Origin of the sequence: Cupriavidus necator (genome assembly GCF_013141915.1) — a bacterium.
Taxonomy (GTDB): domain Bacteria; phylum Pseudomonadota; class Gammaproteobacteria; order Burkholderiales; family Burkholderiaceae; genus Cupriavidus; species Cupriavidus necator_B.
Genome location: NZ_SROX01000002.1, coordinates 629,166 through 645,175, shown reverse-complemented (window position 1 = coordinate 645,175; position 16,010 = coordinate 629,166). Strand labels below are relative to the sequence as shown.

Below are 16,010 nucleotides of genomic sequence, written 5' to 3'. Positions count from 1 at the left end.
ATGGGCAATCAAGTCCTCGGGGATGGTCGGCAGCTCACGGTCGGCGGCCTGACTCGTCTTGGTTTTGCGTGGCATACATGCTCCTTGGCGACATGTTATGCCCTAAACACAAAATTTCTGACAGGTCCCTGCAGACTTATATCCGGCCTTGCGGTGCAGGCCTAGCCTGCGGGCCCTGATGGATTTCGCCGGGAGTGTCCCTATCTTTTTGCCGTGCTTGCCGCACCAGTAACCAATTGGGCTTGCACTCCCGCGGTCCAACCTGTGTTGCCATCACGCTGACATTACCGTCGCAACCTGTGGACAGGTTCTTCCTTGCTTGCTCAGCCTGCCATCAGGCAGGCCTGACCGAGACGTAGTCTCGGTCATAAGTCCGCTCATGGACCAATAGGGCCCAGACCGTGCGTACCGTCTTGTTGGCCATGGCAACCGCCACCACGTTAGTCGGGCGTTTCTCGGCCAGTGCCTGGCTCCAGCCGCCCTCGTTCTTACGCCGCAGATGGCTCAGCACCGCCCGTGCGCCGTGGATGAGTAAGGTGCGCAGGTAGGGATTGCCGCGTTTGCTGATGCCACCCAGTCGGACCTTGCCCCCGGTGCCGGTCTGCCTTGGCACCAGACCTAGGAATGCCGCCAGTTGCCGCCCGGACTTGAACGTGCGCGCTTCACCGATCGTCGCCACCAGTGCCGTGGCCGTGAGCATGCCAATCCCGGGGATGGCGCTGATGACCTGACAGGCGCGATCCTGACGGCCCCAGGCAGTGATCTGACGGTCGTACTCGGCAATCTCACGGTCCAAACTCTCCAGGCTGTGCAATTGCTGGTGCACGGCCTCGAATAGCGTCGGCGGTACGCGAGACTCGATGTCCGACAGACGTTGCACCATGTCGTCCAGCCCCGCCCGGCGGCCGCGCCGGAAGTGGATGCCGAATTCAACAAGCATGCCTCGCAACTGGTTGACCAGCATCGTTCGCATCTTGATGCGCAGCGAACGCATGGCATGCACCGCAAGCACGCACTGCTGGGTTTCGGATTTTGGCGCCACCTCGCGCATGCCCGGCTGCTGCGCTGCGGTCCAGATCGCCTTTGCATCGGCCGCATCGGTTTTATTGGTCTGCACGAACGGTCGCACGTAGCGCGCGTGCAGCAGTACCGGCTTATGGCCCAAGCTCTGCAACTGACGGGCCCACCAATGCGCGCTCGCGCACGCTTCCAGCGCTACCCGTCCCGGCTCGCGCTTGGCCAGGAACTCGATCAGCTTCACACGGTTGAAGCGGCGATTGAAATACTTGCCGGAAGGCTCGACCCAGTAAAGCTGGAAGACAGTCTTTGCAATGTCGAGGCCGTAAGTCGTAGTATTCATCTCGGGTCCCTCCATCCTCGCGTGGTTGCTGACACTCCCACTCTGGCACATCGATGCCGTTTCGTGATGGGGGGGCCGCCGCCTTCTCACGTTCCCCAGATGCACAACTGAACTACCTGCGCCTTGGATCGAGGGGCCGGGGCGCGTTCATTCCATCTTTTTGGCGCTCGGCCAAAAAGTGACCCGCCCAGCAGGGCGGAACCAGGCGGTCCAAAAGCCGACAGCATGTCACAAGCAGCACCCACCTCAGAAACCCTTCCCCACAGTAGTAAAATCCACCCCAACCCAGCCTCCCGCGCTGACAAAAAATTCCTTCCCGGGGCCCATCCCCAGAGGACTTCCATGCCCGCTGCACCAGCCATTGCCACTGCCACCGAGCCGACCAGCTCCCCATCCCAGGGCAAGCTCGACCTGATCCGCTCGCAGCCCTACACCGACTGGGCTCCCCAGGTCACCCCGGAGGAACGCGCCACACTGCGCCGCGAGCTGGAGCAGGGCGCGGTACTGTATTTCCCCAACCTGCAGTTCCATTTCCAGCCGGGCGAAGAGCGCTTCCTGGACAGCCGCTATTCCGACGGCAAGTCCAAGAACATCAACCTGCGCGCCGACGACACCGCGGTGCGCGGCGCGCAGGGCAGCGCGCAGGACCTGGCCGACCTCTACACGCTGATCCGCCGCTACGCCGACAGCAGCGAAACCCTGGTGCGCACGCTGTTCCCGGAATACACCCCGCACATGACGCGCGCCGGCACCTCCCTGCGGCCCAGCGAAATTGCCGGACGCCCGGTCAGCTGGCGCAAGGACGACACCCGCTTGCACGTCGATTCGTTCCCGTCCAACCCGATGCTGGGCAAGCGCCTGTTGCGCGTGTTCCACAATATCGACCCGGCCGCGCCGCGCGTGTGGCGGGTGGGCGAGCCGTTCGGCGACTTTGCGCGCAAGTTCGTGCCCAAGACCCACGGCATGTGGCCGGGGCAGGCGGCGTTGATGAAGCTGCTGCATATCACCAAGCGCCGCCGCTCGGAATACGACCACCGCATGCTGCAGCTGCATGACCTGGCCAAGGCCGACCTGGACTACCAGGCCAACGTGCCGCAGCAGGAATTCCACTTTCCGCCGGGTGCGACCTGGATCGTGTTCAGCGACCAGCTGCTGCATGCCGCCATGCGCGGGCGCGCGATGATGGAGCAGACCATTTACCTGGCGCCGCAGGCGATTTCGGACCACACCCATTCGCCCGAGGCAGTGCTGGCGCGCATGCTCGGGCGGCCGATGCTGGTTTCCTGACTCAGCGCAGCAGCAAGCGCAGCATCGTTTCGAAGGTCTTGCCGTAAGGCGGCTTGAGCAGGCCGGCGCCGTTGAGGCTGGCCTGATGGAACACGGGCTTCACCTTCGAGAACGTGTCGAAGCCCGCCTGCCCGTGATACGCGCCCATGCCGCTGGCGCCGACGCCGCCGAACGGCAGGCCGTCCTGGGCGATATGGAACAGGGTGTCGTTGACGGTAACGCCGCCGGCGACGGTCTGCTTCATCACATGGCCGATGGCGCCGCGGTCGCGTTCGAACAGGTACAGTGCGAGCGGGCGCGGGCGGGCGTTGATGTAATCCACCGCCTCGTCGAGCGTGCGGTAGGTCACCACCGGCAGCACCGGCCCGAAGATCTCCTCGCGCAGGGCGGTCACCTCCTCTGGCACATCCAGCAGCAGCACCGGCGGCAGGCGCCGTGCCTGCGCGTCCGGCTGTGCATCGGACAGCGGCACCACGGTGGCGCCCTGGGCCGCGGCCTCGTCGACCAAACCCGCCAGCCGCGCGAAATGCCGCGGGCTGATGATGCTGGTGTAGTCCGTGTTGCGTGCCAGGTCCGGGTAGAGCCGGCCGACGCAGCGGCGCGCCGCTTCCACCAGCTGCCCCCGCAAGTCCTCCGGCACCAGCACATAATCCGGCGCGATGCAGGTTTGCCCCGCGTTCATCAGCTTGCCCACCAGGATGCGCTCCACCGCGCGCTCCAGGTCAGCGCCGGCGCCGATGATGGCAGGGGACTTGCCACCCAGCTCCAGCGTCACCGGCGTCAGGTTGGCGGCCGCCGCGCGCATCACATGGTGGCCCACCGCGGTCGAGCCCGTGAACAGCAGGTGGTCGAACGGCAGCGCGGTGAAGGCGCTGCCCACTTCGGCATCGCCGTTGACCACCACGATCTCGTCCGGGGCGAAGTGCTGCGGCACCATCTGTGCGAACAGCGCCGCGAAGCGCGGCGTGTATTCCGACAGCTTCACCATGGCGCGATTGCCTGCGGCCAGCGCGCCGGCGAGCGGCCCGATGGTCAGGTACAGCGGGTAGTTCCAGGGCACCACGATGCCCACCACGCCGAGCGGCTGCGGCACCAGGCGCGAGCGGCCGGGGCGGAACCAGAAGCCGGTGGCGGCGCGGCGCACGCGCATCCAGCGCTTGCCGTGGCGCAGGGCATCGTCGATGCCGGCAAGGCTGGGGAACACCTCCAGCAGCGCGGTTTCCTGACGCGGACGGTTGGTGAAATCCGCGTGGATCGCCGCGGCAATTTCGGCCTGGTTTTCGGTCACCAGGCGACGCAGGCGCTGGAGGCGGTCGGCACGCACGGTCCAGGCGGGCAGCTGGTCGCGCCGCGAGGCGGCATGCATCGCACCGAAGACGGACGACAGGTCGGGGACTTCTCGCATGGCTGCGCTCCTGGATTTCCGCGCACATTCGCGCACCATCGCGCACGCTAAGGCAGCGCGCCGGCCAAGACAATGGAAGCTTCTTACCAGATGGGCAATTCAAACGCCTGTCCGTCGCGCCCGCGCATTTCGTTGCCGCCAACCTCCTCCAGTTCTTGAGCCAGCGCAGCCAGCGCCTACACTGAAGCTCACGGCTTGCCATCCGCTGGACGGACAGGGCGCGCGCGCCGGCGCAGCCCGGCTTGCGCATGCGCGCCGCCTGCGGAATCGCGGGGAGACAGATGGAAACCACCTATGACTACGTCATCGTCGGCGCGGGCTCGGCGGGCTGTGCGCTGGCGGGGCGCCTGGCCGACAGCGGCGACGACACCATCGCCCTGGTCGAGGCCGGGCACCACGACCACCATGTGCTGGTGCGCACACCCGCCGGGCTGGCCGCGATGCTGCCGCGCGCGGGCGCACGCAACTACGGCTTCCAGACCGTGCCGCAGCCGGGCCTGAACGGCCGCCGCGGCTACCAGCCGCGCGGGCGCGGGCTGGGCGGCTGCTCGTCGATCAATGCCATGATCTACACGCGCGGCCGGCCCGCCGACTACGATGCCTGGGCCGACGCCGGCTGCGATGGCTGGTCCTGGGACGACGTGCTGCCGTACTTCCGCCGCGCCGAATGCAACGAGCGCCTGGCGGGCAGCGACGAAGACCCGCTGCATGGCGGCAATGGCCCGCTCCATGTCAGCGACCTGCGCACGCCCAACCCGTTCGCCGAGCGCTTCATCGAGGCCGCGCAGCAGGCTGGCTATCCGCGCAACGACGATTTCAACGGTGAAGAGCAGGAAGGCATCGGCTGGTACCAGGTCACGCAACACGCCGGCGAACGCTGGAATGCCGCGCGTGCCTACCTGCACGGCGGCAACGTGCGCGACCGCGCCTGCAATGGCGGCCGTGCGCGGTTGCACGTGCTGACCGACACGCAAGCCCTGCGCATCGTCTTCGAAGGCCGCCACGCCACCGGGGTACTGGTGCTGCGTGACGGCCGCCAGCAGCTGCTGCGCGCGCGTCGCGACGTGATCGTGTGCGCGGGCACGTTCGGCTCGCCGCAGCTGCTGATGGTCTCGGGCGTCGGTCCCGCCGCGCACCTGCGCGAACACGGCATCGGCGTGGTGCATGACCTGCCCGGCGTGGGCGCCAACCTGCAGGATCATCTCGACGTGGTGCTGCACAAGCGCACCGCCGTGCCCGAACTGTTCGGGGTATCGTTCGGCGGCCTGGCGCGGCTGCTGTCCGAAATGCTGCGCTACCGGCGCGAGCGCGCCGGCATGATGTCGAGCAACTTCGCCGAGGCGGGCGGCTTCGTGCGCAGCCACCCGGCACTGCCCGAGCCCGACCTGCAGCTGCATTTCGTGGTCGGCCTGGCGGACGACCATATGCGCAAGCTGAATGTCGGCCATGGCTATTCCTGCCATGTCTGCCTGCTGCGCCCGCGCAGCCGCGGCGAGGTCCGCCTGGCCGCGGCCGATATCCGGCGAGCGCCGCTGATCGATCCGAAGTACCTGAGCGACGGGCGCGACCTCGACGACATGGTGGCCGGCGTGCGCATCGTGCGCAGCATCCTGTCGCAGCCGCAGTTGGCGTGCTTTGGCGGGCGCGAACTCTATACGGCCGGCCTGCGTGCCGATGGCAGCGACGATGCCGCCGTGCGCGCGTTGATCCGCGCGCGCGCCGACACCATCTACCACGCGGTCGGCACCTGCCGCATGGGCATGGATGCGATGGCAGTGGTGGACCCGCAGCTGCGCGTGCGCGGCGTCGAGGGCCTGCGCGTGGTCGATGCCTCGGTGATGCCGACGCTGATCGGCGGCAACACCAACGCGCCCGCGATCATGATCGGCGAGCGCGCGCACGACCTGATCCGCTATGCGCCACGGGTGATGCTGCGGGTGCTGGAGTCGATGGAGGCCTAGCCCTCGAAGCCGCGCGACGCGACCCGCCCGAGCGCGTCGGCATCCGCATCGAGCGTGCCGAACACACGGCCGTGCTGCCGCCCGAGCCGGCTGGCGACGAACAGCTCGGCGTTCGCGGGGTCGGCATGCGCCAGCATCAGCGCCGCCTGCGCAGTCAGCACCAGGCCCTGCGCAAAGCGGCGTGCATTGGCTTCCAGGTGGTCGGCAGTCTCGCGCAGCATGGCCTGCAGCGAGGCCAGTTCGGCGCGCACTGCGGGATGGCCGCCGGCACGGCGCGCCAGGTCCTGCAGCAGGCGCGCGCCATCGTCCGGATTGCGCTGCAGCGCGCGCAGCACGTCCAGGCACATGATGTTGCCCGAGCCTTCCCAGATCGAATTGACCGGCGCCTCGCGGTACAGCCGCGCCATCGGGCCTTCCTCGACATAGCCGTTGCCGCCCCAGACTTCCATCGCTTCGCCGGTGGCTTCGAGGGTGCGCTTGCAGATCCAGAACTTGGCCGCGGGCGTGACCACGCGTTTCCAGGCCGCGGCGAGCGGGTCGGGGTGGTCGCCCTCGGCATGCTCGAAGGCGTGGCCCAGCTCCATCATCAGCAGCGTGGCCGCTTCGGATTCCAGCGCCAGGTCCGCCAGCACATTGCGCATCAGCGGCTGGTCGACCAGCTGCCGGCCGAACGCGCTGCGGTGGCGCGCATGGTGCAGCGCCTGCACGAACGCCGCGCGCAGGATGGCCGAGCTGCCGATCACGCAGTCGAGCCGCGTATTGGTCGCCATCTCGATGATGGTGGGGATGCCGCGTCCTTCCTCGCCGATCAGGATGCCGGCGGCGTCGCGGAACTCGACTTCGCTGCTGGCATTGGAGCGGTTGCCCAGCTTGTCCTTGAGCCGCTGGATCTGCACCGCGTTCCTGCTGCCGTCGTCGCGGAAACGCGGCACGAAGAAGCACGACAGCGGGCCGTCCTCGGCGCCCATGCGCGCCACCACCAGGTGCGCATCGCACATCGGCGCGGAGAAGAACCACTTGTGGCCGGTCAGCACGTACTCCGCGCCGCGGCCTTCGCCGCGCACCGGGCGCGCCACCGTGGTGTTGGCGCGCACGTCGGAGCCCCCCTGCTTTTCGGTCATGCCCATGCCGATCATGACTGCGGTCTTGCTGCGCCACGGGAGGTCGCGCGCATCATGCTCCGTGGCATACAGGCGCGGTTCCAGCTCGGCGAACAGCGCGGTTTCCTTGCGCAGCACGGGGATGCTGGCGAAGGTCATGGTGGGCGGGCATAGCGAACCCGATTCCACCTGTGCCTGCAGGAAGTACCCCGCCGTGCGCGCGGCCCAGGCGCCGGCGCGCGGTTGCGCGAAGGGCAGGGCCTGCAACTGCTGGCCGCGCAGCAGCCCCAGCAGCGCGTGCCAGCCGGGGTGGAACTCGACCGTGTCGATGCGCTCGCCGGTGCGGCTGTGGGTGCGCAGCTCCGGCGTATGGCGGTTGGCATCCGCGGCCCATTGCTGCACTTCCGGCTCGCCCAGCCGCGCGCCGAATTGCCGCAGCGCGTCGGCATGCCAGCCGCCGCTCAGGCGCTCCAGCGCGGACCGCACCGTGGGGTCGCTGTCGAACAGGTTGTAGTGCGCGAGATCCGGCACCTGGTTGAAGACGCGGTGGGTGGCGGCGTCAGTCATGATGTCTCCTGGATCGGGCTTGCCGTTTGCTTGCATGGTAGAGCACGTGGCGGGCGTTCGAGTGCCGGGTTGTCCGCCTGAAGCGCTTTTTGCGATGCAGAATGCGCGATTCGATACCTTTTTGCACAGCTGTGGCACCACCAACCGTAGTGAACTGGCACTGGCGCCCATCGGGGCTCTGTGCTTAAATTCACCCCGTTGGATGAAACAGGGGTGCCGTACGGATGGGCCGTGCGGCTGAGAGAGTCCCTTCGAACCCGATCCGGTTAGTACCGGCGTGGGAAGTTTCAGCAAGACCAAGCCTCTAGTCCCTCCGGGACTCGCCGCCCAGGCCTCCAAGCCGCCGGCAGCGCTCACAGGGCTCCTGGTTTCGTCCACCCCGCAAGAGAGAGGACGACACCCATGGCCCGTACTGCCCCCGCTGCATCCTTCGAATCGCTCGAAAGCGATCTCGACCAGAAATTCGCCTACCCGGCTTCGAGCAAGACCTACCTGACCGGCAGCCGTCCGGATCTCCGCGTGCCGCTGCGAACCATCCTGCAGACCTCGACGCGCACGGAAAAGGGCGACATGCCCAATCCGCCGATCCCGGTCTACGACACTTCGGGCCCATACAGCGACCCGGACGTGCACATCGACCTGAAGGCCGGCCTGCCGGCGGTGCGCGCCAAGTGGATCGAAGAGCGCGGCGACACCGAAGTGCTGCCCGGCCTGTCGTCGGAATACGGCCGCGACCGCGCCAACGACCCGGCCACCGCGCACCTGCGCTTTGCCCAGCTGACCAACCCGCGCCGCGCCAAGGCCGGCGCCAACGTGTCCCAGATGCACTATGCGCGCAAGGGCATTATCACGCCCGAGATGGAATACGTCGCGCTGCGCGAATCGCTGAACCTGCAGGCCCTGTACGACAAGCCCGAATACAAGGCGCTGCTGCGCCAGCATCCCGGCAATGCGCTGGGCGCCGGCCTGCCGCTGCGTCCGGAAGACATCACGCCGGAATTCGTGCGCAACGAGATTGCCACCGGCCGCGCGATCATTCCCGCCAACATCAACCACACCGAGCTGGAGCCGATGGCGATCGGGCGCAATTTCCGCGTCAAGATCAACGGCAACCTGGGCAATTCGGCGGTGACCTCGTCGCTGGCCGAGGAAGTGGAAAAGATGGTGTGGTCGATCCGCTGGGGCGCCGACACCATCATGGACCTGTCCACCGGCAAGCATATCCACGAAACCCGTGAATGGATCCTGCGCAACTCGCCGGTGCCGATCGGCACGGTACCGATCTACCAGGCGCTGGACAAGACCGGCGGCATCGCCGGGGACCTGACCTGGGAAATGTTCCGCGACACGCTGATCGAGCAGGCCGAGCAGGGCGTGGACTACTTCACCATCCACGCCGGTGTGCTGCTGCGCTACGTGCCGCTCACCGCCGACCGTGTCACGGGCATCGTCTCGCGCGGCGGCTCGATCATGGCCAAGTGGTGCCTGGCGCATCACAAGGAAAACTTCCTGTACACGCACTTCGACGAGATCTGCGAGATCATGAAGGCCTACGACGTCTCGTTCAGCCTCGGCGACGGCCTGCGTCCGGGCTGCATCGCTGACTCCAACGATGACGCCCAGTTCGGCGAACTGCGCACGCTTGGCGAGCTGACCGCCAAGGCATGGAAGCACGACGTGCAGGTGATGATCGAAGGCCCGGGCCACGTGCCGCTGCAGCGCATCCAGGCCAACATGGACGAAGAACTCAAGCACTGCTACGAGGCGCCGTTCTATACCCTGGGACCGCTGGTGACGGACATCGCCCCCGGCTACGACCACATCACCAGCGGCATTGGCGCGGCCAATATCGGCTGGATGGGCACGGCCATGCTGTGCTACGTCACGCCCAAGGAGCACCTGGGCCTGCCGGACAAGGAAGACGTGCGCGAGGGCATCATCACCTACAAGATCGCCGCCCACGCCGCTGACCTTGCCAAGGGCTGGCCCGGCGCGCAGCTGCGCGACAACGCGCTGTCCAAGGCACGCTTCGAGTTCCGCTGGGAAGACCAGTTCAACCTGGGCCTGGACCCGGAGCGCGCGCGTTCGTACCACGACGCCACGCTGCCGGCCGAAGGCGCCAAGATAGCCCACTTCTGCTCGATGTGCGGGCCGAAATTCTGCTCGATGAAGATCACGCAGGAAGTGCGCGACTACGCGGCCTCGCTGCCCAAGGAAGCACAGCAGGGCATGGAAGAAAAGTCGATCGAGTTCCTGAAGAAGGGCAGCAAGATCTACTCGTAAGGCAACCGCAGTACGGGCATGGCCTCGCAACCCGTGCCCGCGCAAGATCCGCCGCCGCGCAGCGCCCCGCGCGGCGGCACCGATAACAAGGAGGCCGGACGCGGCCGCAACGGCGCGTCCGGCACAACACCCTCATGACAGCAGTGCAGTCGTTTGACGTCGCCATCCTCGGGGCCGGCCTTGCCGGCCGCCTGGCCGCCTGGTTGCTGGTCCGCAGCGGCGCCCGCGTGGCGCTGGTGGAGCGGGCCGGCCCGGACGGCGCGGGCTCTGCCGCCTATGTGGCCGCGGCCATGCTGGCGCCGCTGGCCGAGTCGGCCATCGCCGAGCGCCGCATCGTCGACCTCGGCGTCGCCAGTGTCGACCTGTGGCGCGCTTGGCTGGCCGAACTGCCTGATCCGGTCTTCTTCCAGGAAGACGGCACGCTGGTGGTGTGGCACGCGCGCGACCGCGCCGAGATGTCGCTGTTCACCAGCCGCGTGCGCGCCGTGGCGCCGCCCGAGCTGGTGGCAAAGCGGCTGCGTGCGCTCGATGCCGCGGGCGTCGGCGAGGCCGAGCCCGCGCTGGCGGGCCGCTTCCCGCAGGGCCTGCTGCTGGCCGGCGAAGGCCAGCTCGACAACCGCGGCGCGCTGCGCGCCCTGCTGTCGTGCGCGGTCAGCGAAGGCGTGCATTGCGTCTGGGAGGCTGGGGAAGTGGAAGCCAACACGCTGCCAACGCTGGGCATCCGCGCCGACGTGGTGCTCGATTGCCGCGGCCTGGGCGCGCGCGCGGCGTGGCCGGCGCAGCCCGGCGGCACCACGCCCGGGCTGCGCGGGCTGCGCGGCGAAGTGGTGCGCGTGCATGCGCCCGACGTGAAGCTGCACCGGCCGGTGCGGCTGCTGCATCCGCGCTACCCGATCTATATTGCTCCCAAGCCCAACGACCTGTACGTGATCGGCGCGACCGAGCTGGAAAGCGAGGACGATTCGCCGATGAGCGTGCGTTCCGCGCTGGAGCTGCTGTCGGCGGCGCACTCGCTGCATCCCGCTTTCGGCGAGGCGCGCGTGCTCGAGCTGAATGTGCAGCGCCGCCCCACGCGGCCCGACCACCTGCCGGCGATCCGCGTCGACCAGCAGGCGCGTGTGGTACGCGTCAACGGCCTGTACCGCCACGGCTTCCTGATTGCACCGGCGGTGACCGAGGCCGCGTGCGCGGTGGTGAGCGCGTTGCTCAAGGACGATCCTGCCGCCCACGCGGTGCCTGCCGCGCTGCGCTGGCCCGGCATGATCGAAGCCGTGACGGAAGCGCCGGCGGCCGCGATGCGCGCGCACTCCGGGCTGCTGCACTAACGCAAGACTGACATGGATATCCTGCTCAACGGCCGACCGCTCGCCCTTGCCGAATCCGCCACGCTGGCGGACGCGGTGAGCGCGGCGCAGATCGCGCCTCCCTTTGCCGCGGCGGTCAACGGCCAGTTCGTGCCGCGCGCCGCGCATGCCAACACCCCCCTTGCGGCCGGCGACCGCATCGACCTCGTGCAACCCGTGACGGGAGGCTGACCCCATGACCTTCGAACCTTCCGAAACCCTGCGCGACCCGTTCGTGCTGTATGGCGAGTCGTTCGGCTCGCGCCTGCTGCTGGGAACCGCGCGCTATCCGTCGCCGGCCACGCTGGAAGCGGCCGTGCAGGCCTCCATGCCGGCCATGATCACTGTCGCGCTGCGCCGCCAGGGAGCGGTGGGCGACGGCGAGGGCGGCCAGGCGTTCTGGCAGATGCTGAAGGCGCTGAACGTGCCGGTGCTGCCCAACACCGCCGGCTGCTTCACCGCGCAGGAAGTCATCACCACCGCGATGATGGCGCGCGAGGTGTTCGAGACGCCGTGGATCAAGCTCGAGCTGATCGGCGACGACTACACGCTGCAGCCCGATACGCTCAACCTGCCGGCCGTGGCCGAGACCCTGATCAAGGAAGGCTTCAAGGTGCTGCCGTACTGTACCGAGGACCTGGTGCTATGCCGCCGGCTGCTCGACGTCGGCTGCCAGGCGCTGATGCCGTGGGCCGCGCCGATCGGCACCGGCCGTGGCGCGGTCAATCCGCATGCGATGCGCGTGCTGCGCGAGCGCCTGCCGGACACCCCGCTGATCGTTGACGCCGGCCTGGGGCTGCCGTCGCACGCGGCGCAGGTGCTGGAGTGGGGCTACGACGGCGTGCTGCTCAACACCGCAGTGGCGCAGGCCGCCTACCCGGTCGACATGGCGCGTGCCTTCGCGCAGGCCGTGGCGGCGGGCCGCACCGCCTACCTGGCCGGGCCGATGCCCGAGCGCGAAATCGCGCAGGCCAGCACCCCGGTGGTCGGCATGCCGTTCTGGCACGCCGACCACACGGAGCAGCGCGCATGACCCGCCGCCCCGTCCACGCCCCCAGCGATGGTCCGCTGCGCGCGGCGGTGCTGGAACACTATGGCGAGACCTTCGGCGTCGATGACCAGCCGTGGCAGGCCTGGCGTCTTGAAGATGCGCCTGCGCAGCCGGGCGCGCACGACGTGCTGCTGTCCGACGGCGAAGCCACCGAGGCAGTCATCGCGCGCGTCGCCGCCAGCGGCGCCACCCTGATCGAGACCGACCGCGAAGGCGGCCAGTGGATCGACACGGTGCGCTCGCCGATGGGCACGTGGGTGTTTTCGGTTGCTGCGGACAGCGACCAGCCGCATTCGGCCGCGTTCGTCGCGGTGCTGCTGGCGAGTTTGTCGCTGCATTTCCCCGCGCATGACGCCCTGGTGCTGGCGCGCGCCTGGGCCCCGGGCTCGGCCGACTGGCCGTCCGACTTCGCGCGCTTCCCGCGCGTGCGCCATGCCGCGCTGGTGGCGCCGGAGCAGGCCGTCGAGCCGTTCGCGCCGTGCCCCGCGCTGGGCCTGTACGTGGTGGTGCCGAGCGCCGAGTGGATCGAGCGCCTGGCGCCGCTGAAGGTGCCGACGGTACAGCTGCGCTTCAAGTCCGAGGATCCGGCCGCGGTGCGTGCCGAGATCGCGCGCGCGGCCGAGGCCATGCGGGGCTCGTCGTCGCGCCTGTTCATCAACGACCACTGGCAGGCCGCGATCGACTATCGCGCGGCCCACGGCGGCGAGCAGAGCGGCATCTACGGCATCCACCTGGGCCAGGAAGATCTCGCTGACGCCGACCTCGATGCGATCCGCGCATCCGGGCTGCGGCTGGGCGTGTCCACGCATGGTTACGCCGAGATGCTGCGCGTCGCGGCGGTCCGCCCCAGCTACCTGGCGCTGGGCGCGATCTTCCCGACCACCACCAAGGTGATGCCGACCCAGCCGCAGGGCATGGGCCGCTTCCGCGCCTACGTAAAGCTGATGCAGCCGGTGATCCCATCGCTGGTGGGCATCGGCGGCGTCAACGCGACGAATATGCGCGAGGTGCTGGCCGTGGGCGTGGGCAGCGCCGCCGTGGTGCGCGCCGTCACCGAAGCCGACGACGTGCCGGCCGCGGTGGCCCGCCTCGTCAGCTTGTTCCCGGCCAACTGAGCGCGCCATGCCCGCGCCGCGCATTCGCCTGGCGGCCGTGGCTGACCTGCCGCGGCTGCCTGACATCGAACTGGCCGCGGCGGCGCTGTTCCCAGAGGGCGACCTGCCGGCGCTGCTGCGCCTGGTCAGCACGCCGGACTCGGCGCTGGCCGCCGCGCAGCGCGAAGGGCGGTTGTGGGTGGCCGAGCGTGCGGGCGAAATCGCCGGCTTCGCACTGGCCAGCCGCAATGGCGCCTGCGGCTATCTCGATGAAATGGACGTGCATCCGGACCATGGCCGGCGCGGTATCGGGCGCGCGCTGGTCGGGACCGTGCAGGGCTGGGCGCGGGCGAACGGCCTGCGCACGCTGAACCTGACCACCTTCGCGCATTTACCCTGGAATGCGCCGTTCTATGCCTCGATGGGGTTCCGGCGGCTGGAGGACGGCGAGCTGTGTCCGTTGCTGGCGGAGGCGCTGGCGGCACAGCGCGCCGCGGGATTGCGGCAGCGCGTGGCGATGCGGCAGGAGTTCTGAGAGGGCAGCCTGGTTCCCTCGGCGCGAGCTACGGCGGCTTTCCGGGGACAAGATTTGTGCGACATTCGCCCAGCCGCGGGAGCCGGACCGGACCCACCGCTATGATGTCGGGCAGCATTCCCCGCCAACCCTCCCGCAGCGCCCACCATGTCGACCCAGCTCCCCACCATCGTCCCCGCCGCCCCCGGCACGTCCGAAAAGCCCTATTTCGGCATCGACGTGCCGCTGATGCGTTATTTCGGCCTGCAGCCGGAGTTGATCGAAGAGGGCTACTGCCGCACGCGGCTGCCGGCGCACCCGCAACTGGTGAACAGCCGCGGCGACGTGCACGGCGGCACGCTGATGGCGACGCTGGATTTCACGCTGAGCGGCGCGGCACGCTCGCATGCGCCCACCGAGACGGGCGTGATCACCATCGACATGTCGACCCATTTCCTGGCCGCCGCGCGCGGCGAGCTGACGCTGGAAGCGCGCTGCCTGCGTCGCGGCGCGCGCATTGCGTTCTGCGAGGGGGAAGTGAAGGATGCCGACGGCAACGTGGTGTGCGTGGCACGGGCGGCGTTCAAGCTGGTGCCGCTGTCCAGCGGCGGCAACTGATTCCTGCGTGAAAACCCGGCCGTTCAGTCCTGCAGCGGCCGGTACACCTGTTCAAACCGCGCGCGCTCGGTGATGCCATAGTCGCCGGGCGCGTATTGCATCAGCCAGTCGCCCGGCTTGCCGTGCAGCACGTCGCCACCGGCGCTGCGTTCGATGCTGAAGGGCTCGCCCATCTGGCGCGCCAGCACCGGGACCGGCTTGTTGCGGTAGGCGCCGTCCTGGCCGTGTGCCAGCGGCGGGATGGCTTCGTACTTGGGATCGAAGCGATCGCGCGATACGCACCAGCGGTCGCCAGTGGCGCTGGTGACCAGCGCATCGCCGGGCTGGTAGCGGTTGGGGCCTTCGCGGCTGATCAGCTCGCCCGCTGCCGTGGCGAACACCACGTCGACGACTTCATGCTTGAGGTAGAACGCGGCTGCGGGATCGCTGCGCAGGTCGATATCGGCTAGCAGTTTCATATCGTTCAACCCAGCACGCGCGGCGCGAAGGCATGGTTCAGCGGGCCGTTGCCGGCGCCAAGGCGCAACCCCGCGCCGGCGGCGATGGCCTGCGCCACATAGTCCAGCGCGGTGCCCACGGCCGCCTCGAGCGCGTCGCCGCGCGCCAGTTGCGCGGCAATCGCCGCCGCCAGCGTGCAGCCGGTGCCATGCAGGTTCCGGGTCTCGACGCGTGGATGCGTGAACACGCGCACGGTGCCGTCCCTGAGCATCAGCAGGTCGTCCAGCCCGCCGGCGATGCCGGCCGCGCCATCGTCCTCCAGGTGGCCGCCCTTGAGCAGCACCGCCGGGCAGCCCATCGCGATCAGGTCGGCGGCGGCGTGTTCCATGTCGGCGCGGCGCGCAATCCTTCGGCCCAGCAGGTAGGACGCCTCGGGCAGGTTGGGCGTGACCAGCAGCGCGCGCGGGAACAGCAGCCGCACCATGGCCTGCGTGGTCGCGTCGTCGGACAGCGTCGCGCCCGAGGTCGAGATCATCACCGGATCGACCACCAGCTTGCGGATGCCATGCCGGTCCGCGGCGGCGGCCACGGCCTCGACGATGGCGGCGGTCCCCAGCATGCCGGTCTTGGCCGCGTCCACGCCGATATCGCCGGCGACCGCATCGATCTGCGCGGCTACCATCTCGGCCGGAATCGCATGCACGCCAGTCACGCCCAGCGTGTTCTGCGCGGTGATCGCGGTGATCGCGCTCATGCCGAAGCAGCCCAGCGCGGAAAAGGTCTTCAGGTCGGCCTGGATGCCGGCGCCGCCGCCGGAGTCAGAGCCGGCGATGGTCAGGGTGCGGGGTGGCGTTGGGATCATCTGTGCGGAAATCAAGGAGGGCCGGTGCGCAAGGCGCCCGGGCACGCTACAATACCGCCACTCGTGCGACACGCACTCTCGTGTCCGGGTAGCTCCAACGTAAGGAGCATCGACCTTTGTTGGGACA

The 16,010-nt window shown here is 68.8% G+C and carries 14 protein-coding genes and 1 riboswitch; of the genes, 9 read left to right on the top strand and 5 right to left on the bottom strand.

From position 1 onward, the window contains the following. Positions 1-334 precede the first annotated feature (334 nt). The gene (locus tag E5S69_RS07860) at positions 335-1,360 is read right to left on the bottom strand and encodes an IS110 family transposase (protein WP_423766615.1); all 1,026 of its coding nucleotides are present in this window, start codon (positions 1,358-1,360) and stop codon (positions 335-337) included. A 342-nt stretch (positions 1,361-1,702) separates the two neighbouring features. Between E5S69_RS07860 and E5S69_RS07855 the strand changes: the two genes are divergently transcribed. Beyond that, positions 1,703-2,647, top strand: coding sequence for a Kdo hydroxylase family protein (locus E5S69_RS07855; RefSeq protein WP_171514431.1), 945 nt, complete (start codon positions 1,703-1,705; stop codon positions 2,645-2,647). Between the two features lies 1 nt (position 2,648). Here the strand turns inward: E5S69_RS07855 and E5S69_RS07850 are convergent, their stop codons facing one another. Further along, entirely contained in the window at positions 2,649-4,052 is a 1,404-nt protein-coding gene (locus tag E5S69_RS07850) for a coniferyl aldehyde dehydrogenase (protein WP_171514430.1), read from the bottom strand. Between the two features lie 281 nt (positions 4,053-4,333). Here E5S69_RS07850 and E5S69_RS07845 point away from each other — a divergent pair, with 281 nt between their 5' ends. Next, entirely contained in the window at positions 4,334-6,013 is a 1,680-nt protein-coding gene (locus tag E5S69_RS07845; RefSeq protein ID WP_171514429.1) for a GMC family oxidoreductase, read from the top strand. Here the strand turns inward: E5S69_RS07845 and E5S69_RS07840 are convergent. Continuing rightward, the gene (locus E5S69_RS07840) at positions 6,010-7,680 is read right to left on the bottom strand and encodes an acyl-CoA dehydrogenase family protein (RefSeq protein WP_171514428.1); all 1,671 of its coding nucleotides are present in this window, start codon (positions 7,678-7,680) and stop codon (positions 6,010-6,012) included. The genes E5S69_RS07845 and E5S69_RS07840 overlap by 4 nt on opposite strands. Positions 7,681-7,879: 199 nt before the next feature. Further along, a riboswitch (TPP riboswitch) is annotated at positions 7,880-7,981 on the top strand. Positions 7,982-8,082: 101 nt separating this feature from the next. On the opposite strand from E5S69_RS07840, the gene thiC reads away from it, so the two are divergent. The 7 genes from thiC (at position 8,083) to E5S69_RS07805 (ending at position 14,583) form a co-directional block, all read left to right on the top strand. Continuing rightward, entirely contained in the window at positions 8,083-9,963 is a 1,881-nt protein-coding gene (gene thiC, locus E5S69_RS07835; RefSeq protein WP_171514427.1) for a phosphomethylpyrimidine synthase ThiC, read from the top strand. Between the two features lie 134 nt (positions 9,964-10,097). Continuing rightward, the gene (locus tag E5S69_RS07830; RefSeq protein ID WP_171514426.1) at positions 10,098-11,288 is read left to right on the top strand and encodes an FAD-dependent oxidoreductase; all 1,191 of its coding nucleotides are present in this window, start codon (positions 10,098-10,100) and stop codon (positions 11,286-11,288) included. 12 nt (positions 11,289-11,300) lie between these two features. Next, positions 11,301-11,498, top strand: a complete 198-nt coding sequence (thiS, locus tag E5S69_RS07825) for a sulfur carrier protein ThiS (RefSeq protein ID WP_012351522.1) — start codon at positions 11,301-11,303, stop codon at positions 11,496-11,498. 4 nt (positions 11,499-11,502) lie between these two features. Beyond that, complete coding sequence (locus tag E5S69_RS07820; RefSeq protein WP_171514425.1) at positions 11,503-12,339, top strand: thiazole synthase; 837 nt, start codon at positions 11,503-11,505, stop codon at positions 12,337-12,339. Then, a complete protein-coding gene (locus E5S69_RS07815; protein ID WP_171514424.1) occupies positions 12,336-13,472 on the top strand; it encodes a thiamine phosphate synthase in 1,137 nt (378 codons plus the stop codon). The genes E5S69_RS07820 and E5S69_RS07815 overlap by 4 nt, the downstream gene beginning before the upstream one ends. A gap of 7 nt (positions 13,473-13,479) precedes the next feature. Next, entirely contained in the window at positions 13,480-13,986 is a 507-nt protein-coding gene (locus tag E5S69_RS07810; protein WP_171514423.1) for a GNAT family N-acetyltransferase, read from the top strand. Positions 13,987-14,133: 147 nt separating this feature from the next. Further along, complete coding sequence (locus E5S69_RS07805; RefSeq protein ID WP_171514422.1) at positions 14,134-14,583, top strand: PaaI family thioesterase; 450 nt, start codon at positions 14,134-14,136, stop codon at positions 14,581-14,583. A gap of 23 nt (positions 14,584-14,606) precedes the next feature. Here E5S69_RS07805 and E5S69_RS07800 read toward each other — a convergent pair whose 3' ends face one another. Together E5S69_RS07800 and thiD are read right to left on the bottom strand one after the other, a co-directional pair. Continuing rightward, positions 14,607-15,041, bottom strand: a complete 435-nt coding sequence (locus E5S69_RS07800) for a PGDYG domain-containing protein (protein WP_171514421.1) — start codon at positions 15,039-15,041, stop codon at positions 14,607-14,609. Between the two features lie 5 nt (positions 15,042-15,046). Continuing rightward, positions 15,047-15,883 (bottom strand): bifunctional hydroxymethylpyrimidine kinase/phosphomethylpyrimidine kinase, encoded by an 837-nt coding sequence (gene thiD, locus E5S69_RS07795; protein ID WP_171514420.1) that lies wholly within the window; start codon positions 15,881-15,883, stop codon positions 15,047-15,049. Positions 15,884-16,010: the final 127 nt, after the last annotated feature.